Raw genomic sequence first — 19,217 nt, forward strand, 5'->3', positions numbered from 1 at the left:
CATCCATGAACAACGTTGACCCCACCACTTTGTCTGCCGACGACTGGGACGAGCTGCACTTTCCCCGCCCAGAGGATAACGACTTTGACCACGTTGTTGAAAGCGCCATATCGCGGCGTGGTTTTCTGGGCGGCGTGTTGGCCTTTGGCTCGGGTGCAGCGGCCATGGGTGCGGGCCTGATGGGGTCCACCTCGGCGCAGGCGCAAACCGCCTCGCGCTTTGCGTTCACTCCGATTGCAGCGCAAACCGACGGCACCGTGCACGTCCCGGAAGGGTACGAATGGAAAATGCTGATGCGTTGGGGCGACCCGTTGTTTTCCGACGCCGATGGTTATGACCTGACCGACGGTGGTGCGATCGAGAAATCAGACCGCGTGTTTGGTGAAAACACCGACGGAATGGAGACGTTCTCGTTCCAGGGTCACGAACTGATCGCGATCAACCACGAATACCCGAACCGCAAGATCAACCTGCCCGCCGCGAATGAAGGCGTGCCAGCCAATGCCGATGACGTTCTGAAGCTGCAAAACATCCAGGGCGTCACCGTCATGGAAATCACCGAAGGCCCCGATGGTTGGTCAGTTGTCAAGGACAGCCCCTTCAATCGTCGCATCCACCATAACACGCCCATGAAGATCGTTGGCCCGGCGGCTGGTCACGATCTGCTGAAGACCGAGGCCGACCCGACCGGGACCACATCGCTGGGGACAATGAATAACTGTGGTGCGGGCAAGACACCTTGGGGCACTTACCTGACTTGCGAAGAGAACTTTAATGGCTATTTCGGCTCGTCTGACGGGAATGCCAGCTATGATCAGAAGGTCGCGGATGGCATGGCACGGTACGGTATCAAGGCCGAAAGCTGGAACGGCTACGAGTTCTTTGATCCGCGTTTCGACACCTCGAAAAACCCGAATGAGCCGCACCGCGCCGGCTGGATCGTTGAAATTGACCCGACCAAGCCGGACAAAACACCGGTCAAGCACACCGGTCTGGGCCGCTTCAAGCACGAAAATGCCGAGGTGACACTTGCTGCCGATGGCCGCGTGGTTGTCTATATGGGCGACGATGAGCGCGGTGAATACCTGTACAAGTTTGTCTCGAACGGCACCTACCGGCCGGGTGGCGAGACCGAGAGTCTGCTGAACGATGGCACGCTTTACGTCGCCAAGTTCAATGATGACGCGACCGGTGCGTGGTTGCCCCTGACACCGGAAACAACCGGCATGGAAGACGCAGAGATCGCGATCTTTACCCGAATGGCCGCATCCAAGGCCGGCGGCACCACCATGGATCGTCCGGAATGGGTCGCCTCCAGCCCGGTCGTGGTCGAGGCATACTGCTGCCTGACCAACAACAAGAACCGGGGCGTCAAGCCGAATGCCGGGGGTGACGATACCTCGGTCAACGGACCTAACCCGCGCGAGGCCAACAAATACGGTCAGATCGTGAGATGGCGCCCTGCGAATAACGACCACGCCGCTGAAACTTTTGACTGGGACCTGTATGTCATGGCCGGAAACCCGACCGTGCATTCCGACGATCGCGCCGGTTCGCAGAACGTGAACGAGGGCAACCTGTTCAATTCGCCCGACGGCATGGCCATCGACTCGACCGGCCTGGTCTGGATCCAGACCGACGGCAATGACGAAAACGAGGATGATTTTGCAGGTCACGGCAACAACCAGATGCTGGTTGGTGATCCGGTCACCGGTGAGATCGCGCGCTTCATGACCGGCCCGAATGGCTGCGAAGTCACCGGTCTGGCATGGTCCAGTGACCTGCGCACCATGTTTGTCGGTATCCAGCACCCGGGCAGCAACTGGCCCGATGGCGGCACACCTCGCTCCTCAGTGATTACGATCAAACGCGCCGATAGCGGTCTGGTTGGGTAAGCCATACGAAAACGCCTCCGACCTAGCGGCTCGGGGGCGTTTTTTCCTCAGATATCCTGACCGGGCGGCTCCAGTGGACCGCCCGGCCCCAAAAGATGGCGTTCCGACAGCCACGGGTTCAGTTGCAGCGCATAATTCAAAGTCTCTCGCGCCTCATCCAACCTTTCTAGTCCCAACAAGGTCAACGCACGCCCGCTGATCGCGGCCACATGGTTCGGCGATAGTTCGATAGCCCTGTCCAGATCGGGCAGGGCGGCGGCGAAATCCTGCCCGAGGTAATACGCAAAGGCGCGCTGGTTATACCCTTCGGCATAGGTTGGGCAGTAGGCGATCAGCTTGTCGAAATCCTCGATCGCACCCAGCAAGTCCGACGCCCTGAGACGCGCCATTCCACGGTCCAGCAACCGTTGTGAACTTGCATCAGGCGCGTCCGCCCAGAACTCCCACAACTGACTCGATAGGGTTCGGGCGGCCCGCTCGGTCTCGGCCTTCTGGATTTGCGCGATAACTCCGCTGACACCCGCGCTGTGATCTGGTGCAGCCGGGCATTCCCCGGCTTGCGCGGGTGTATAAACGGTCAACAGGATGAAGGCGAAAGCGATCTGTTTCATGATCCAATGGTGGCGCCACCGAACGTTTCGTCAACCCATCCCTTCGAGGGCCCCTGATACACCGGTTTCTTTAACGGCCTCCATGGCCACGAAAGTAGAAGTATTGGCCACATGCGGCAGGGAGGAGATTTTCTCGGCCAGAACGGCGCGATATTCCGACATCGAACCGGTGCGGATTTTCAGCAGATAATCGAAATTCGACGCGATCATATGGGCTTGCTCGATCTCGGCGACCTTGCGTACCGCCGAGTTGAACTCGGCCAATGCCTTTTCGCGCGTGTCGGTCAGGCGCACCTCGACAAAGGCGACATGGTCCAGCCCAAGACGGATCGGATCCAGCAGAGCCCGATATCCGGTGATGATCCCTTCGGCCTCAAGCCTTTTTACGCGGGCTTGAGTCGGGGATTTCGACAACCCGATGCGTCGCGCCAGATCTGCGACCGAGATACGCCCGTCCTCGGCCAGAATCGTCAGGATCGCCCGGTCAAACCGGTCCAGATCGGGGCGGTTCATTTGCATCGAAACCTCACAAAATTTCAGTCCATTCGCCTCTCTCAACTCAAAATTAAGGCAATCATCCCGCAAAATCGATCCTATATTTAACAAAAGCTCGGAGGATACATGACACACAGCCTGCGCACCCATATCGACAGCCAGACCTATGCCGATCAGTCCGAAATTCTGGATGTCCTGATCGCTCAGTCGGAACTGAGCGAACCCGACCGCGTCGCGATTTGCGCGGCGGCAGCGCAGTTGGTGCGCGATATCCGGTCCAGCACCTCACCCGGTATGATGGAGGTGTTTTTGGCTGAATATGGCCTGTCCACCGATGAAGGCGTCGCGCTGATGTGTCTGGCCGAGGCGCTGCTGCGGGTCCCGGATGCCGACACGATTGACGCGCTGATCGAGGACAAGATCGCGCCGTCGGATTGGGGAAAGCATCTTGGTCAGTCCTCATCGTCTCTGGTGAACGCATCGACCTGGGCGCTGATGCTGACGGGCAAGGTACTGGATGAGGGCAGAGCCTCGCCGGTCAGTGCTCTGCGCGGGGCGATCAAAAGACTGGGTGAGCCGGTGATCCGCACCGCCGTAGGCCGTGCAATGAAAGAGATGGGCCGCCAATTCGTTCTAGGCGAGACGATCCGATCTGCCATGGACCGCGCCAACGCGATGGAAGCCAAGGGCTACACCTATTCCTACGACATGCTGGGCGAGGCAGCACGCACCGAGGCCGACGCCGCCCGCTATCACCTGTCTTACTCGCGCGCGATTGCCGCCATTGCAGATGCGTGTACCCATGATGACATTCGCGCCAATCCCGGAATTTCAGTAAAACTTTCGGCGCTGCACCCTCGCTATGAACTCGCACAGGAACAGCGCGTGATGGATGAGCTTGTGCCCCGCCTGCGCGCGCTCTGCCTGTTGGCCAAGGCGGCCGGAATGGGTCTGAACGTCGATGCCGAGGAAGCCGACCGTCTGTCGCTGTCCCTGCAGGTGATCGAAGAGGTGATGGCCGAGCCCGCCCTCGCCGGATGGGACGGGTTCGGGATCGTGGTGCAGGCTTACGGCCCGCGCGCCGGGATCGTGCTGGATACGCTCTATAACATGGCGGAGCGCCATGACCGCAAGTTGATGGTGCGGCTGGTCAAAGGTGCCTATTGGGACACCGAAATCAAGCGCGCTCAGGTCGAGGGTGTCTCAGGCTTCCCCGTGTTTACCCGCAAAGAGGCGACCGACATCTCGTACATCGCCAATGCGCGCAAGCTGTTGGGAATGACCAACCGAATCTACCCGCAATTCGCCACTCATAACGCGCATACGGTCAGTGCCATCCTGCATATGGCCAATGATCAGCCGTTCGAGTTTCAGCGCCTGCATGGCATGGGCGAGACCCTGCACCAGATCGTCAAGAACCAGGGCAACACGCGCTGCCGGATTTACGCCCCCGTTGGGGCGCATCGGGACCTTCTGGCCTATCTCGTCCGGCGCCTGCTGGAAAACGGTGCGAACTCGTCTTTCGTGAACCAGATCGTGGATGAAGCCGTGCCACCGGAAGAGGTTGCTTCGGACCCGTTCGCTACCATTCAGGAACCGAAACCCAGCCTGCCAACCGGGCCTGAACTGTTTCAGCCCGAACGTCCGAACTCCATGGGATTCGACCTGCACCATACGCCGACGCTCGACCGGATCGACGCAGCCCGGGACGATTTCCGGGCCCACCACTGGTATGCGCAACCGCTGCTGTCGGAAGATGCGCGTCCCGGAGAAGACCAGCCGATTACCAACCCTGCAAACCCGCAGGACCGGCCCGGTGCCGTCGCTGCGGCCAGCGCACAGGATGTCGAACTGGCCCTGGCTTCGGCCAGCCCGTGGCAAGCCCCTGCCGAAGACCGGGCGCGCATCCTGAACGCCGCCGCTGGTCTGTACGAAGCACATTACGGCGAGTTGTTCGCCCTGCTGGCCCGCGAGGCAGGCAAGTCCGTTCCCGACGCGGTGGCCGAACTGCGCGAGGCGGTCGATTTCCTGCGCTATTATGCGGCCAACATCCCACAGGCCGAACCGGCGGGGACGTTCACCTGCATCAGCCCGTGGAACTTTCCGCTGGCGATCTTTACTGGCCAGATTTCGGCGGCTTTGGCTACGGGCAACGCCGTGCTGGCCAAACCTGCGCCGCAGACACCGCTGATTGCCCACCGTGCAGTCCAGTTGCTGCATGAGGCTGGCGTCCCTCGCGATGTGCTGCAATTGCTGCCGGGTGGGCCGTCCGTTGGGGCGGCGCTGACCTCGGATCCGCGGGTTTCGGGGGTGGCTTTCACAGGCTCGACCGCGACGGCGCTGAAAATCCGCAAGGCCATGGCCGAAAACCTGCGGCCCGGCACGCCTCTGATCGCGGAAACCGGCGGTTTGAACGCAATGATTGTGGACAGTACCGCGCTGCCCGAACAGGCCGTACAGTCCATCATAGAAAGCGCATTTCAATCGGCGGGGCAAAGGTGTTCGGCCCTGCGATGCCTTTACGTGCAAGAAGACATCGCCGACGACCTGCTGACCATGCTGACCGGTGCGATGGGGGCGTTGCAGGTCGGAGACCCATGGATGCTGACCACCGATTGCGGCCCGGTCATTGATCAGGACGCATTGCAGGGAATCGCGGATCACATCGCACAGGCCCGTGCAGAAGGGCGGGTTCTGAAGGAACTAGCCACGCCGCCCGAGGGCACCTTCATCGCCCCTACCCTGATCGAACTCTCTGGAATTGCTGCGCTGGAACGCGAGGTCTTTGGCCCTGTTCTGCATGTGGCGCGATTCAAGGCGTCAGAGATCGATCAGGTCATCGCCGACATCAACGCAACCGGCTATGGGCTTACCTTTGGCCTGCACACCCGCATCGACGACCGTGTGCAGCACATCACCGAGGCCGTTCACGCGGGCAACATCTATGTCAACCGCAACCAGATCGGGGCCATCGTCGGTTCTCAGCCATTCGGCGGCGAAGGGTTGTCGGGCACCGGACCCAAGGCGGGTGGACCGAACTACATGGCCCGCTTCTGCGCGCCGGATCGGCAGAACAGCACGGCGCAATGGGACAGTACCATGGGTGACCTGCCCGCCCCGCAGGGCGAACCCGTCGCCATCCGCACACAGTCCCTGCCCGGCCCGACGGGCGAATCCAACCGGCTGAGCGAAACCCCTCGTGCACCCCTACTGTGTATGGGTCCGGGACCGGACGCGACACGAGCACAAGCCGAGGCCGTTAAATCTCTGGGTGGCACGGCCATCCAGGCAACTGGCATGATGGATCTGCACCGGCTCGAGAACGCCACCGGGTTTTCAGGTGTACTCTGGTGGGGCGACGAAGACACAGCGCGTGAAATCGAACGTCGCTTGGCCCGCCGCAACGGTCCCATCCTGCCGCTGATCCCGGGGCACCCTGACCGCGCGCGCGTATTGGGCGAGCGCCACGTCTGCGTCGATACTACCGCCGCAGGCGGTAACGCCGCCCTGTTGGGAGGTGCGGCGTAACCGTACCTTGACGCTGGGCTGCGAAAAGCCCAGCGTCGCCGCATGTTTCCGATCCGTGACCATAACCCCTCGGGGCGTACGCCATATGTCGTCTATCTTCTGATAGCGGCCAATATCCTGATTTTTCTCAGCTATGTGGGGTTCATGGGTAACGAGAGGCTGATAAGTCGGCTCTATTTCGACTACGCGGTCATCCCGTCGCGGATCACTGACGGGTTTGCGCTGGAAACACTCGTGACTTCGATGTTCCTGCACGGCGGTTGGATGCATCTGGCGGGCAATATGCTGTTTCTGTGGATTTTCGGCGACAACCTCGAAGACGAGATGGGCCACCTGCCCTTCTTACTGTTCTATCTGGTCGCCGGCGTAGGCGCGGGGTTGATCCACGTCATCACCGCTCCGGCCTCGGTGGTGCCGACGATTGGCGCGTCAGGCGCTATCGCCGGAGTGATGGGGGGCTATCTCCTTTTGTTCCCGAAGGCCCGCGTGGACGTCCTGTTGATCCTGATCGTCTATTTCCGGGTCTTCACAATTCCGGCCTTTATCATGCTGGGCATCTGGCTGGGCATCCAGTTCGTCGGCAGCTTCGCCAGCAATCCGGACGAAGGCGGCGTCGCCTATTGGGCGCATACCGGCGGCTTCCTTGTCGGCCTGATCCTGTGCATCCCGCTTTGGTTGAAACGCGGTGGGCCGGCATATTGGAGCCGTACCCACGGCCACCCGCCCCACCCCGAGCACAATTACAAACTGTCGCAATCCCGTATCCCGCGGATACCGCGTAAATAAAGGTCAACCCTTTGCTTGATACGGTACTCAGCCGCCGCTGAGGCGCGTGATTTCCTGCGCCGCATCTTTCACCAAAGCGCCAAATTCCAGTGCCCTGTTCCCGTGAATACGGACAGACGGGCCAGAAACGGAAATCCCGGCGCAGGGTGCGGCACGGTCGTTGTTGATGACGGCTCCGATACCGAGCATTCCTTCGTACTGTTCTTCGTGGTCCTACGACCATCCCCAGCCACGAACTTGTCTAAATCCACCGTCAGGTCCGAGCCTGGCATCTGCCTGCGGCCCATAAAACGATCGGGATTGACCGAACTGAGGAACATACTGGCCGCATGCGGATTCATCGCAGCCAGTATCGTCTTACGCGCGCCCGGCGGACATCCCGAACCGGCTGCGGCAGGCGATACACGTTCAGACCCAGGACCTCTGCACTCCGGATTTTGTTGGGACATTCTCACCGGCGCTAGAGGACAGAAAAAAGGTTTTTGAAACAACTACGGATCAGGTCATCACTTTACTTGCCAGCGGAACGAGTGAGTGGGAGGCTGCGGTGACCAACACAGTCAGCCCCAAGTACGCAGTTCTGATGGCACGGTATGGGATGTACATCCATCCTTTGATCAATCTGTGCCAGCATCACGGTCTGGACGTGCGGATCATCGGGAGCCCCTGGAGCAGCAGAGCGCCGGCGGAGAAGTTTGCCGATGCTCTGGCAGCAGACACGGACCATGAGATCAAAGCAGTCCTGGTCACCCATAACGAAACAGTCCCCTGGGTGCGCTCGGACATGGCAGCGAAGCGCAGGGTGATGGATGCCAGTGTCCAACCTGCGATCCTGTTCGTGGATTGCACCAACTCGCTGCCCTCAATGCCGTTCGACTATGATGACTAGGGCATCGATATCGCTTTGCCAGGATCGCAAAAGGGCTTCCTTCTAGCGACAGGTTTGCAATTCTCTGCGTCAACCCTGAGGACTTTAACAGCAATACCCGACTGAATATGCCTTCAACGCGGATGGCGTCAGTTTTAGCATCTGGCTGGGCGAGATGAATGGCAAGGCCTTCCGCATCTGCGATCTGGGCAACCTGACGGACGTTATGGTGCTGTCCGGCCTCGCTAGGATCAAAATGACCATGGCCGATCTGACCTAACCTATCGAACCGGGCGGCGTAAAAAAGAGATTAATCTTGAACGCGCTAACCACTGTCGGCTGCCTGACGCTCTCCTAATTTCACGAGGCGCATGAGCGGATCGAACCCCATTTCAACCGCGCACCTGCCCTGCGGTCCGACTATCCGGACGAGCTAACCGGTGCGCAACTGTTCTTCATAAGCGAGAACTATCAGGAGGCCGGGGCCTTCAATGAGCGGTCTCATCTGAGTGGTCCAAACTGGTTTTTGTGTGTGATTGGCCTCAGTTCTATCAGGATGTCGGTTTCAGGGGCCGGTGGGCGGCAGCCCAATGCACTTCGCACTTTTTTACTATGTGTTTCCCTAATAATTCGATCAGAAATTGAGCCTCGAGCAATCTGTAGAAGGTCACGCAATATCCGTTCTCCCGAAGTGCCCCTGGTTCTATGCAAGCGATCATTGTGCAGGCGGCGGCGATCCAATTTCGGACAGCATGTGCAACGAATTCAGGGCCATAGTCCGACTGGAGGAAGGCGGGAGCGCCACGCAGGATGAACAGGTCTGAAAGAACATCAATTACATCAGTGGAGTTCAGCCTGCGCTTCAACTGGTTCGCCAGACATTCCCGGCTGTGTCCATCAAGGACGTTTTTATTGCGGAACACCTTCCCATCATCTGACCGGCAATGAACGAAACCATGTGTCCAGACTTAGTTTCGATACTCTGGCCGTAATCCGACGGTAGCCATTGCAACCATATTGTCTCGCCGGCTCGATCGCATCGGCAACCAACCGATCCTCATCTGCTCGGTCTCTTGGAACATGCACCTTTGTCGAACAATGTTGCCCCATAACATGGCAGGCCCTGCGTTCAGACTCTTTAAACTGGCTGCGCACATGATCGATGCAAGCGCGACGACGAGCGGGGCTCAGAATTTTCCCTTCGCAGCTTCCCTTAAGATCAACTTGTCGAGCGCCGGTCTCAAATCCAATCACCTCAACCTGTCATTCCCCAGCTGAAGGCACTTCAGTTCCATCAGTTGATCTTCACCCATTCCACCATATTGTTTACACCAGCGTTAATAAGTTTGATCCACAACTCCGATCTGTCCGATCGCGTCCAGTCGGGACATATCCTGCCCTATCGGCACCTCAACTTGCCTTACCTTCAAGACAATCCCTTCGAGCTGCGGTCGCTTGTTTGCCATTCTTGGTCCTCCGTTTACAAAACACAGCGGTGGACCAATTCAGTTTGGAGGCTAAAGCACCGGCACAAAAGGCAAGCATATGGTCGACATCGCACCAGTGGCGCACGCCTCTGTATTCGCCGACGAGGTCGTCCAATCGATATCCATCAGCGAGGCACAACATGTCGTCGGCAGCGGTGACCTGAAGGCCGCGCAAGTTACCCCACCGACGCGGTCATCGGCCGCGATCGCCCCGGACGGACAAGCTAGGGTGAGATCATCCTGTTTGATGGAACCGGCGTCGGGCTAAAGGGCCTAACCATCGCCTCCGGTGCCGCGCGTTTTGCGGATGCGACAGGCCCGGCGCTGCGCGCCACACTCTGAAACGAAAAAGCGCACCTCCAACGGGGCGCGCTTGCTCAACGGGTATATCGGGGTATTAGCCCCGGATCACCTTGGAGAACTGATCGAAGATCGGTTCGTTCGAACAGATCACCTCACCATCCTCCAGCACGCTGCCTTCAGAGTTCAGGGCTTGCACAAAGCCGCCGGCCTCTTTCACGATGATGATCCCTGCAGCCACGTCCCAGGCGTTCAACCGACGTTCCCAGAACCCTTCATAGCGACCCGCGGCCACATAGGCCATGTCCAGCGCCGCAGCGCCCCAACGGCGCACACCGGCGCACACGGGCATCAGGCGGGCCAGATCCTGCAGCGTGGCAGGCAGGTCCGAACGGCCACCAAACGGCAGGCCAGTCGAGAAGATCGATTCGATCATGCGATGACGGCCCGAGACACGAATTCGGGTGTCGTTCATCCATGCGCCTTCGCCTTTTTCAGCGAAGAACATCTCGTCCTTGGCGGCGTCGTAGATCACACCGGCGACAATCTTGCCCTTGTGCTCCAGCGCGATCGAGATCGCCCAATGCGGCAGGCCGTGCAGGAAGTTTGTAGTGCCGTCCAGCGGGTCAACGATCCAGCGGCGGGTCGGATCTTCGCCAGCGATGGAACCGCCCTCTTCGGCCAGCCAGCCGTAGGTCGGCCGCGCGCCCAGCAGTTCCTCTTTCAGGATTTCCTCGGCTGCAATATCTGCCTTGGAGACAAAGTCACCCGCGCCTTTCATCGACACCTGAAGGTTCTCGACTTCGCGAAAATCCTTGACCAACGAACGCCCCGCCTTACGCGCGGCCTTGATCATGATGTTGAGGTTTGCACTGCCTACCATTGTCCAACGGCTCCTGTTCGGTCAAACCGCGCGTATACTGGGGCAATGCGCCCTTGCCAAGAGGAATGATGCGCATAGCAGATCCGCGTTTCGCACCTATTGCTTCTGTAGTTTGCGCGCCTCGGTTCCCGCCAGTTCGATTAGCTTTTGCACGTAGGGTTTTTCAAGATCTTCGGTGCGCACCGCAGCGTAAAGCCTGCGGGTGATTCCATCTTTTGTCAGCGGGCGGGTGACGTAGTCGGAATTGTACTTTACTTCACGCACGACCCAATCGGGCAGCACTGAAACACCCCGGTTCGACGCCACCAGCAACAGGATCACCGCGGTCAGTTCGACCTGTCGGATCGCGGCAGGTTCGACCCGTGCGGGGATCAGCAACTGGCTGAAGATATCCAGACGGGTGCGTTCGACCGGATAGGTGATCAGGGTTTGGCCACGGAAATCCTCGGCTTCGATGAAATCCTTCTGCGCCAAAGGATGCGACGAAGCCGCAACAAAAACCGCGTCATAGTCGAACAGTTCGATGAACTCGACGCCCGGCAGATCCTCGGGATCGGATGAGACGACCAGATCGACCTCTTCCTTCTGCAATGCGGGCAACGCATCAAAAGCAAGGCCCGGACGGATATCGACATCTACATCGCCCCAGGATTTACGGAAGGACTCCAGCACCGGAAACAGCCATTCAAAACAGGCGTGGCATTCGATAGCGATATGCATTCGCCCGGTGCGGCCATCGCGCAGCGACGAAAACTCCTGCTGCGTCGCTTCGACCTGCGGCAGAATCTGTTCCGCCAACCGCAACAGGCGCAACCCTGCCGCCGACAGCTTCATCGGCTTGGACCGGCGCAGAAACAGCTCGACTCCGGCTTGATCCTCTAATCCTTTGATTTGATGACTTAAAGCCGATTGCGTAATATTCAACTGGTCCGCCGCACGGGCCAGGCCACCGCATTCATGAATAGCTTTGATCGTACGCAGGTGGCGAAATTCAATGTGCATTGCAATGTGACTCATGTTGTTCTTGAGTAATATGAGTTTGTCTCACAATGCGGAAACTGGCACAAGTGTTTCAGTTTGGACCTGTGAGGCAACTATGACAAAACCAGAAATCTCATTCGAGTTCTTCCCTCCGCAATCTCTTGAGGCGTCGTTCCGCCTCTGGGACACGGTTCAGACTCTGGCACCATTGGAGCCGCGTTTTGTCTCGGTCACGTATGGTGCAGGGGGCACAACGCGAGAGTTGACGCGCGAGGCAGTGGCGACGCTGCACAAGTCGTCTGGCCTGCAGGTAGCCGCGCATCTGACTTGCGTTGACGCGTCACGCCAAGAGACACTTGAAATCGCGGATACCTTCGCACGAGCCGGAGTACAGAGTATTGTTGCCCTGCGAGGCGACCCGCCTAAAGGCCAGGATCGCTTCCAGCCACACCCAGAAGGGTTTGCCAATTCGGTTGAATTGATTGAGGCGCTGTCGGAAACCGAGATGTTCAGCATTCGCGTTGGGGCATATCCCGACAAGCACCCGGAAGCGCGTGATTTTGCGGCGGATGTTGACTGGCTCAAGGCCAAGCTGGACGCCGGTGCGGACGAAGCACTGACTCAGTTCTTCTTTGAAGCCGAGACGTATTTCCGGTTCCGCGACGCCTGCGAAAAGGCTGGCATCGACAAGCCCATCGTGCCCGGCATCCTGCCGATCGAGAACTGGAAAGGTGCCCGCAACTTTGCGCGCCGGTGTGGGACACATATTCCCGACTGGATCGAACACGCCTTTGAAAAGGCGGTACGCGACGATCGTGAAGATCTGCTGGCCACCGCCCTGTGTACTGAGCTGTGTTCCGACCTGATCGATGGCGGCGTGGACAAGCTGCATTTCTACACGCTGAACCGGCCAGAGCTGACACGTGACGTGTGCTTTGCGCTGGGTATCACACCACGGGCCGAACTGCAGAACGTCGCCTGAGTCTTCCTGTTAGTTACCTTCGCCCGGATCCCGCTCAGGCTCCGGGCTTTTTTCGTGGGGTTGCGGCGCGTTTGGAAGCCGCAGCTCATGCGAGAACAATAGTCTTCTCTGGGGCAAACTGTCCCTTGAGCCGCAATAAATTTTCGCAAAATTTGACAAAACCCTGCGCCTCCTCAAACTGAGGTTGTTGTGTTTGTTTAAAGAGTTACTTGGGCATGGAGCCATTTGAGAAGATAAATGCACGCGCTGATGCATTGGCGGCTCTGGGATTGGACCAGACTGCAGGTTCCGACGATATCCGGGATGCCTGGCGCCACATCGCATTTCGCGCTCATCCAGATCACAGAAATGGCGACTGCACCCGTTTTGCACGTGCCAAAGAGGCGTATGACTTTCTGCGCCGCGAAGGACTGACCACCAAAGGGAAAACCGCCGGCGCGCCCCGACGGCCGAAGTTGCGCAAACGCGTGATCGAACTGGAAAGCACCGACATAGACGCCTGTCGCGTATTGCTTAACACCGCTCTGGCACACAGCCCGGACGGTGCCGATCCAAACCCAGACCCACACGGCATCGCAGAAGCGGACCATGTCCCTGATGCGGTCGGTTTCTATGGCCGTCATCTGACTTATTTCGTTCCGACCCCGGTGCAGGAAGGGTCGAACCGTGTGGCGCTGCCGACCTCGTTTCTGGCTGCGGCCCGGCGATTGGAAACCGAGGTGCTAAGCTTTCAGTCCAATGATTCCGGCGCGGGTGAGGTCGTGGTTCCGGAAACGATCACAGCACGAAAATTCCCCGGAGCAAAAAGCGTGCGCATCAAGTTTGATGCGGATCAGCAAATGCGGGATGACTTTTGGCTGGCCAGCTGAATGGAAAAAACCCGGCCTTGTGAAGACCGGGTTAATCTTTAACCAGTGTCGGTTTAGTTCGCAACCGGACCTTCCGAGGTGAATTTTGGAATAACGCTTGTCGATGCGCCATCGGCTTCGATCCCCGGCCAGTTTCCTTCAGCAAGATTGATGTTCCCAGGGACATCCTCTTCCCAGAACCCGACAACCACATCCGTAATGTTCAGGTACAGTTTGTCATCAACGATCCGCCACAGGTTCGGGTTCGCCGGAACCTTACCGCCTTTCGAGACGCCATAGGCACAGTGGCCATCGTATTGCGGTGCGTAATAAGCCGGGTTTTCAAGGAACTTGTCGCGGTTCTCTTGAGACGAAAACGCCCAGGTCGCACCGTTGTAATCCGCCGTGATATCCGCATGGCCGCGCACCGCTTCGGGCTGGGACTGGCCAACTGGCACCTGATCCAGTCCGCGATAGGCGACTACGTCATAACCTGACACGGCAAAGCCGGTGCCGTCCACATATTGATCCCCGGCAAAAGCCGGAGCGGCAAGGGTCAGAGCAGTCGCGAAAGTCAGGGCAAAGCGTTTCATAGGGTCATTCCTTTTGTCCTTTGGGTATGGCGTTGCAGAGAGAATAGGTATTTTCGCTCCGATGGGCAGTCCTGCTCGCGCCGCTGTGAGGTCGGATGAAAAATCGTGAGAAGTTCGCCCCCGATTGTTACAAAACCTCTTTCACATCCGGGGTTGGACTCAGGGCATTGCAACATTAGCTGTTATGGCGGACGGACAATTCACTCGAACTTTGCTGAGAAAGACGACAGATGACCGAGCAATCCCCATATACGCCCCCCGAAGTCTGGACATGGGATAGCGAAAGCGGTGGCCAATTTGCCAATATCAACCGCCCCATCGCTGGTGCCACCCATGACAAGGACCTGCCAGTCGGACGCCATCCGCTGCAGTTGTATTCGCTGGCGACCCCGAATGGTGTCAAAGTGACCGTCATGCTGGAGGAGCTGCTGGCGCTGGGTCATGAAGGTGCTGAATACAATGCATGGCTGATCAATATCGGCGAGGGCGACCAGTTCGGCTCGGGCTTTGTCGAGGCGAACCCGAACTCGAAAATCCCCGCGCTGTGGGATCGCTCGGGTGACGCGCCTGTGCGCGTTTTCGAAAGCGCTTCGATCCTGTTCCACCTGGCCGAGAAATTCGACGCCTTCCTGCCGAAATCCGGCCACAAGCGGACTGAGGTGATGAACTGGGTCTTCTGGCAGATGGGCAGCGCGCCCTATCTGGGCGGAGGGTTCGGCCACTTCTACGCGTACGCGCCCGAGAAATGGGAATACCCGATCAACCGCTTCGCCATGGAAGCCAAGCGTCAACTGGACGTTCTTGACCGTCAACTGGCCGAGAACACCTATATCGCGGGTGAAGACTATACCATCGCTGACATGGCGATCTGGCCCTGGTATGGCCAGCTGGTTCTGGGCCGTCTGTACAGCGCGGCCGAGTTCCTGGATGTAGAGTCCTATAAAAATGTGATGCGTTGGGCCAAGGCCGTCGATGCGCGCCCTGCGGTTCAGCGGGGTCGTATGGTCAACCGCGCGTTTGGTGAGCCGCACACTCAGCTGCACGAGCGCCACGAGGCCAGCGACTTTGAAACGCGTACGCAGGACAAACTCGAAGCCGCCGCAGAATAACAACACGCGGCCCCGCGACCCAACGGGTTGCGGGGTTTGCCTATTTCAGAATTGGCGGCTTGTCCGGGTCGCGGCCCGGTGTGATCTGTTGAACTACCCTTTGTTCGGGCTGCGGCAGGTCAAACTTCAGACCGACTCGTGCCAATGCCGCCGCGGCGGGGTCATGCGGGCCAAAGAACCCGACATCCATCGCCCCGGCCTCGATACCGGAAAAGGTCAGCGCCTCCGAAGCCGCTTTGGCCAGCGCAGGCTCGGCCCCTTCAACCGCGCCGACAATGCCCAGCAAATGCCCCGCGCCTCCATCCTCTGATATAGTTCCAACCAGAAACGCGGCCTCGGCCAAACCAACGGCGGTGGCCAGCTTCGTGTCCAGCGCTTTCAGCAAATCATCCGGCAGGCCGGTCGGAGGCAGGAATTCGGCCAGACGTTGCTCCACCTCTTCCGGCGCATGTTCCAGCGTTGTAGCCAGCCAGCCCAGCGCTTCGGCCGGGATCAGCATCGAGGACGGCGCGACCTCTAGGTTCAGCCCAAGACCGACCTCCTGACCCGCCAGCATCCCGGACAGAACCCGCCCCGAAAGCGCCACGTAGGGCACCGGGCGTTCGGCAAAGCGGGCCAGCCGGTCCTCGCGGTCGAAGGCCAGAACGAACCGTCCATCGGCTACATCGAACAGCTCGGGCGTGATGTTTTCATCCTGTGCCTCTTCGGCCAGCAACAAAAACAGTTCGCTGTCAGCGAGCCGTTCGAAGAAGCGCAACCGCGCTACGTCGTCCTGTCGATTGGCCTCCATAGCGGCGTGGGCGGTATCAAGGGCGGTTGTGTCAGTCATTCAGAACCTCTTGCACCCGCGCGCGCAGAACCGGCAACAGTTCGGCCTCGAACCACGGGTTTTTCTTCAACCATGCCGTATTGCGCCAGGACGGATGAGGCAAGGGAAAGACCTGCGGCGCATAGTCTTGCCAGCGCTGCACCGTATCCGTAACCGAACCGCGTGCACCAAGGTGGTACTTGTGCGCGTGACCACCGACCAGAATGGTCAACGGTACCTGCCCCAGTTCGTCCATCACCCTGTTGTGCCACGTTCGCCCACAGACCGGCGGAGGCGGCAGGTCGGCTTTGCGTTCGTTATACCCCGGAAAGCAGAACGCCATCGGCACGATCGACACACGGGCACGGTCATAGAACACCGCCGCATCGATCCCCAGCCAGTCGCGCAAGCGGTCGCCGGACGGGTCGGTGAACGGACGGCCCGAGGCATGGACCCTCGCGCCCGGCGCCTGCCCTGCAACCAGCAGCGGGGCGCCGTGTCGAAACCAGACCACTGGGCGCGGTTCATGCGCGGTTTGCGTGGCCCGAAATCTGTCCGCGCAGATGCGACAGGCTTCAATCTCTTTCTGCAGCGAATTCATCAGATCGCAAGATTCCCTGTATCAAACTGGTTGACGGTCGAAGTGAAAGATAGTCAACGCGTTGCCCCGGTCCAACCGATGCATTAGTCACAGTGCCGATTGGTCGCTTTCACGCGCATTGATCATTTGTTTCATAATTCGACATAATGTAGCCAACATGGATCGGTAAGTTTTCCGTTCCATCACCGGCCGGATCGGTGCAACAAACGCAAGAGCAGCAGGCCTTGAATGCTTGAGTTCGAGAATGTCAGCAAGTCCTTCTGGACCGGGACACGCCGCAAGGTGATCCTGGACCGGGTCTCGTTCCGGATTGAGCTTGGCCGATCGATTGGCATTCTGGCCCCCAATGGTACCGGCAAGACCACGCTGATCAACATGATGGCCGGACTGGAAAAACCCGACGAGGGTGTAATCCGCAAATCCTGCCGAATTTCGTTCCCAATGGGGTTCTCCGGCGGCGTGGCAAAGAAACTTTCCGCCCTGGAAAATGCCCGCTACATCGCGAAAATCTATGGAATGGACCCTGATTATGTCGAAGCGTATTGTAAATGGCTCTGTGGCCTGGGTGAATACTTCGACCAACCGCTTGGAACCTATTCATCCGGTATGCGGGCACGCTTTACATTTGCCCTGATGTTGGCGTTGGATTTCGACATGTACCTGATTGACGAAGGGATGCCGGCAACAACGGATGTGGAATTCAACCGAAAGGCGGGCGACATATTGAAAGAGCGGTTGCGCACCACGACCCTGGTCATTGTATCGCACAGCCCCACCGTTCTTGAGAAATTTGCACAGCAGGCTGCCGTTCTTCTGGACGGCCAGCTTTACATGTTCGAAACCTTGGAAGAGGCACGACAGCTATATGACTACCAAGCCCAAGGCTAAGAAATACCGCTGGCGACGCGACCGTCAGGGCGCGAGCTCAGCAGCCGCGCGTGCCGATGCTATTTCGCGCATCAGAAAAGCAACACAATCACCTGAGGTTGCAAATGATCCTCAGCCCTCGACCGATATCGATGCGATCAAGCGCGAGGGCCTGACCGGGCGGCAACTGCGTGTAGCGCGGCGCCTGGCCCAGAAAAACGGCCTTGCGGCGACGTCGGATTACGACGCGGTGCGACTGCTGCGTCAAAAGGGCATCGACCCCTTCGAGAGAGCCAATCTGCTGGACTTGGCGGCCGAAAAAAAAGATGTGGAAGACAAGGCCAGGGACAAAATCACCATCCAGCTGCCGCAGACGGTCAAGGAAACGCCCCAAACCCTGCCGGGCCCCGAGTTGAGCCCTGCGGAACGGCGCAATCTGGAAATCGGTGAAATCCAAAAGGACATCGCACGCCGCCGCAGACGCAAACTGTTTGCGCTTTTTGCTCGGCTGGCGGTGTTTGTTCTGCTTCCGACCGTGATCGTCGGCGTCTATTTCTACCGGGTAGCGACACCGATGTACGCAAGCGACTCGGCCTTTTCGATCCTGCAGGCAGATGGCGGTGGCGCGTCCTTTGGCGGGTTCCTGGCAGGCACCCAATACGCTACCGCGCAAGACTCGGTCGCCACACAGGAGTTTCTGGAATCCAAAGACGCGCTGGTCCGGCTTGAGAACGACACCAATTTCTCGGAGATTTTCAAGCAGGAGTGGATAGACCCGATTCAGCGCCTGCCTCAGGACGCGACGCTGGAGGATACCTATAAACTGTACAAACGGATGATCACCATCGGGTATGACCCAAGTGACGGCATCATCCGTATGGAGGTAGCGGCCCCAAGCCCGGAAATATCGGTCGAGCTGTCCTCTCTTCTGCTGTCCTACGCCGAGGAAACCATCAACGGTTTGACGGAATTGAAGCGCGAAGACCAGATGCGCGATGCCCGGGCCGGATTTGAACTGGCGCAGGAAGAACGTAGGAAAGCGCAGGAACAATTGATCGAGTTGCAGCTGCAGGGGGCGGTGCTGGACCCGGAAAACGTCCTGGCCGGTCTGCGGGCGCGGATCAATGCGATCGAAATCGAGTTGCAGGAAAAGGAACTGCAGCTGGCGGCCCTTCTGGACAACCTGCGGCCGAACCAGGCCAAGGTTGACGGTGTCCGCGCGGACATCAAACGGCTTGAGGTCGTATTAGCTGAGCTGAACGAAGAAATGCTGGACGTTTCGGCGGGCGAAAACTCCTTGGCGCGATTGAGTGTACGGATTCAGATGGCCCAGGCCGATCTTGTGGCACGCGATATGATGCTGCAAACCGCAATGGAGCAGATGGAAACCACGCGTACCGAGGCAAACCGCAAAGTGCGTTACCTGACTGTTTCGGTGAACCCCGTCGCCAGCGAAGAACCTACCTATCCGCGCAAGTTCGAAAATACGATTTTGGCTTTCCTGTTGTTTGCTGGTATCTACCTGATGATCTCGCTTACCGCGTCAGTCCTTCGTGAACAGGTATCCTCGTAAGA

The 19,217-nt window shown here is 58.7% G+C and carries 16 protein-coding genes and 2 pseudogenes; 9 read left to right on the top strand and 9 right to left on the bottom strand.

The features are described 5' to 3' along the window. Positions 1-5 precede the first annotated feature (5 nt). A complete protein-coding gene (locus ACR0IM_RS07070; RefSeq protein WP_480590138.1) occupies positions 6-1,895 on the top strand; it encodes a PhoX family protein in 1,890 nt (629 codons plus the stop codon). A gap of 47 nt (positions 1,896-1,942) precedes the next feature. On the opposite strand, the gene ACR0IM_RS07075 is transcribed toward ACR0IM_RS07070, so the two are convergent. After that, positions 1,943-2,506, bottom strand: coding sequence for a tetratricopeptide repeat protein (locus ACR0IM_RS07075; RefSeq protein WP_480681293.1), 564 nt, complete (start codon positions 2,504-2,506; stop codon positions 1,943-1,945). A gap of 30 nt (positions 2,507-2,536) precedes the next feature. Continuing rightward, a complete protein-coding gene (locus tag ACR0IM_RS07080; protein ID WP_480590142.1) occupies positions 2,537-3,025 on the bottom strand; it encodes an Lrp/AsnC family transcriptional regulator in 489 nt (162 codons plus the stop codon). A 102-nt stretch (positions 3,026-3,127) separates the two neighbouring features. Here ACR0IM_RS07080 and putA point away from each other — a divergent pair, with 102 nt between their 5' ends. Together putA and ACR0IM_RS07090 are read left to right on the top strand one after the other, a co-directional pair. Further along, positions 3,128-6,529, top strand: coding sequence for a bifunctional proline dehydrogenase/L-glutamate gamma-semialdehyde dehydrogenase PutA (gene putA, locus ACR0IM_RS07085; protein WP_480681294.1), 3,402 nt, complete (start codon positions 3,128-3,130; stop codon positions 6,527-6,529). Between the two features lie 42 nt (positions 6,530-6,571). Then, a complete protein-coding gene (locus ACR0IM_RS07090) occupies positions 6,572-7,315 on the top strand; it encodes a rhomboid family intramembrane serine protease (RefSeq protein WP_480681295.1) in 744 nt (247 codons plus the stop codon). Positions 7,316-7,342: 27 nt separating this feature from the next. Here ACR0IM_RS07090 and ACR0IM_RS07095 read toward each other — a convergent pair. Beyond that, positions 7,343-7,516 (bottom strand): annotated as a pseudogene (locus ACR0IM_RS07095) (IclR family transcriptional regulator domain-containing protein); the annotation flags it as partial. Positions 7,517-7,862: 346 nt separating this feature from the next. Here ACR0IM_RS07095 and ACR0IM_RS07100 point away from each other — a divergent pair. After that, the gene (locus ACR0IM_RS07100; RefSeq protein ID WP_480681296.1) at positions 7,863-8,204 is read left to right on the top strand and encodes a hypothetical protein; all 342 of its coding nucleotides are present in this window, start codon (positions 7,863-7,865) and stop codon (positions 8,202-8,204) included. A 480-nt stretch (positions 8,205-8,684) separates the two neighbouring features. Here the strand turns inward: ACR0IM_RS07100 and ACR0IM_RS07105 are convergent. From ACR0IM_RS07105 to ACR0IM_RS07115, 3 genes and pseudogenes are all read right to left on the bottom strand, one after another. Beyond that, positions 8,685-9,649, bottom strand: a pseudogene (locus ACR0IM_RS07105) (DDE-type integrase/transposase/recombinase). A 418-nt stretch (positions 9,650-10,067) separates the two neighbouring features. Beyond that, a complete protein-coding gene (locus ACR0IM_RS07110) occupies positions 10,068-10,853 on the bottom strand; it encodes an inositol monophosphatase family protein (protein WP_480590150.1) in 786 nt (261 codons plus the stop codon). 96 nt (positions 10,854-10,949) lie between these two features. After that, on the bottom strand, positions 10,950-11,855 hold the full coding sequence (locus ACR0IM_RS07115; protein WP_480640998.1) for a LysR family transcriptional regulator: 906 nt from the start codon (positions 11,853-11,855) through the stop codon (positions 10,950-10,952). Positions 11,856-11,949: 94 nt separating this feature from the next. On the opposite strand from ACR0IM_RS07115, the gene metF reads away from it, so the two are divergent. Further along, positions 11,950-12,816 carry a methylenetetrahydrofolate reductase [NAD(P)H] gene (metF, locus tag ACR0IM_RS07120; protein WP_480590154.1) on the top strand — a complete coding sequence of 289 codons (867 nt, stop codon included), beginning with the start codon at positions 11,950-11,952 and terminating at the stop codon, positions 12,814-12,816. Positions 12,817-13,031: 215 nt separating this feature from the next. Further along, a complete protein-coding gene (locus ACR0IM_RS07125; protein WP_480681297.1) occupies positions 13,032-13,685 on the top strand; it encodes a DnaJ domain-containing protein in 654 nt (217 codons plus the stop codon). Between the two features lie 53 nt (positions 13,686-13,738). On the opposite strand, the gene ACR0IM_RS07130 is transcribed toward ACR0IM_RS07125, so the two are convergent. Next, complete coding sequence (locus ACR0IM_RS07130) at positions 13,739-14,257, bottom strand: YHS domain-containing (seleno)protein (protein WP_480590158.1); 519 nt, start codon at positions 14,255-14,257, stop codon at positions 13,739-13,741. A 230-nt stretch (positions 14,258-14,487) separates the two neighbouring features. On the opposite strand from ACR0IM_RS07130, the gene yghU reads away from it, so the two are divergent. Next, the gene (gene yghU, locus ACR0IM_RS07135; RefSeq protein ID WP_480681298.1) at positions 14,488-15,366 is read left to right on the top strand and encodes a glutathione-dependent disulfide-bond oxidoreductase; all 879 of its coding nucleotides are present in this window, start codon (positions 14,488-14,490) and stop codon (positions 15,364-15,366) included. Between the two features lie 40 nt (positions 15,367-15,406). On the opposite strand, the gene ACR0IM_RS07140 is transcribed toward yghU, so the two are convergent. Together ACR0IM_RS07140 and ACR0IM_RS07145 are read right to left on the bottom strand one after the other, a co-directional pair. Continuing rightward, positions 15,407-16,195, bottom strand: coding sequence for an SseB family protein (locus ACR0IM_RS07140; protein WP_480681299.1), 789 nt, complete (start codon positions 16,193-16,195; stop codon positions 15,407-15,409). Next, on the bottom strand, positions 16,188-16,775 hold the full coding sequence (locus ACR0IM_RS07145; RefSeq protein WP_480681301.1) for a uracil-DNA glycosylase family protein: 588 nt from the start codon (positions 16,773-16,775) through the stop codon (positions 16,188-16,190). The genes ACR0IM_RS07140 and ACR0IM_RS07145 overlap by 8 nt, the downstream gene beginning before the upstream one ends. Before the next feature lie 228 nt (positions 16,776-17,003). On the opposite strand from ACR0IM_RS07145, the gene ACR0IM_RS07150 reads away from it, so the two are divergent. Continuing rightward, complete coding sequence (locus ACR0IM_RS07150) at positions 17,004-17,663, top strand: ABC transporter ATP-binding protein (RefSeq protein WP_480590166.1); 660 nt, start codon at positions 17,004-17,006, stop codon at positions 17,661-17,663. Then, positions 17,641-19,215, top strand: a complete 1,575-nt coding sequence (locus tag ACR0IM_RS07155) for a KpsE/RkpR family capsule polysaccharide export protein (RefSeq protein ID WP_480681302.1) — start codon at positions 17,641-17,643, stop codon at positions 19,213-19,215. Before ACR0IM_RS07150 ends, ACR0IM_RS07155 begins: the two co-directional genes overlap by 23 nt. Positions 19,216-19,217 lie beyond the last annotated feature (2 nt).

This window comes from Ruegeria sp. BF6 (genome assembly GCF_056538665.1).

What these genes read in the sequence shown, in the direction of transcription:
- ACR0IM_RS07070 (WP_480590138.1), top strand. Translation starts at nt 6, where the DNA reads ATGAACAACGTTGACCCCACCACTTTGTCTGCCGACGACTGGGACGAG.
- ACR0IM_RS07075 (WP_480681293.1), bottom strand. Translation starts at nt 2,506, where the DNA reads ATGAAACAGATCGCTTTCGCCTTCATCCTGTTGACCGTTTATACACCC.
- ACR0IM_RS07080 (WP_480590142.1), bottom strand. Translation starts at nt 3,025, where the DNA reads ATGCAAATGAACCGCCCCGATCTGGACCGGTTTGACCGGGCGATCCTG.
- putA (WP_480681294.1), top strand. Translation starts at nt 3,128, where the DNA reads ATGACACACAGCCTGCGCACCCATATCGACAGCCAGACCTATGCCGAT.
- ACR0IM_RS07090 (WP_480681295.1), top strand. Translation starts at nt 6,572, where the DNA reads ATGTTTCCGATCCGTGACCATAACCCCTCGGGGCGTACGCCATATGTC.
- ACR0IM_RS07110 (WP_480590150.1), bottom strand. Translation starts at nt 10,853, where the DNA reads ATGGTAGGCAGTGCAAACCTCAACATCATGATCAAGGCCGCGCGTAAG.
- ACR0IM_RS07115 (WP_480640998.1), bottom strand. Translation starts at nt 11,855, where the DNA reads ATGCACATTGAATTTCGCCACCTGCGTACGATCAAAGCTATTCATGAA.
- metF (WP_480590154.1), top strand. Translation starts at nt 11,950, where the DNA reads ATGACAAAACCAGAAATCTCATTCGAGTTCTTCCCTCCGCAATCTCTT.
- ACR0IM_RS07125 (WP_480681297.1), top strand. Translation starts at nt 13,032, where the DNA reads ATGGAGCCATTTGAGAAGATAAATGCACGCGCTGATGCATTGGCGGCT.
- ACR0IM_RS07130 (WP_480590158.1), bottom strand. Translation starts at nt 14,257, where the DNA reads ATGAAACGCTTTGCCCTGACTTTCGCGACTGCTCTGACCCTTGCCGCT.
- yghU (WP_480681298.1), top strand. Translation starts at nt 14,488, where the DNA reads ATGACCGAGCAATCCCCATATACGCCCCCCGAAGTCTGGACATGGGAT.
- ACR0IM_RS07140 (WP_480681299.1), bottom strand. Translation starts at nt 16,195, where the DNA reads ATGACTGACACAACCGCCCTTGATACCGCCCACGCCGCTATGGAGGCC.
- ACR0IM_RS07145 (WP_480681301.1), bottom strand. Translation starts at nt 16,775, where the DNA reads ATGAATTCGCTGCAGAAAGAGATTGAAGCCTGTCGCATCTGCGCGGAC.
- ACR0IM_RS07150 (WP_480590166.1), top strand. Translation starts at nt 17,004, where the DNA reads ATGCTTGAGTTCGAGAATGTCAGCAAGTCCTTCTGGACCGGGACACGC.
- ACR0IM_RS07155 (WP_480681302.1), top strand. Translation starts at nt 17,641, where the DNA reads ATGACTACCAAGCCCAAGGCTAAGAAATACCGCTGGCGACGCGACCGT.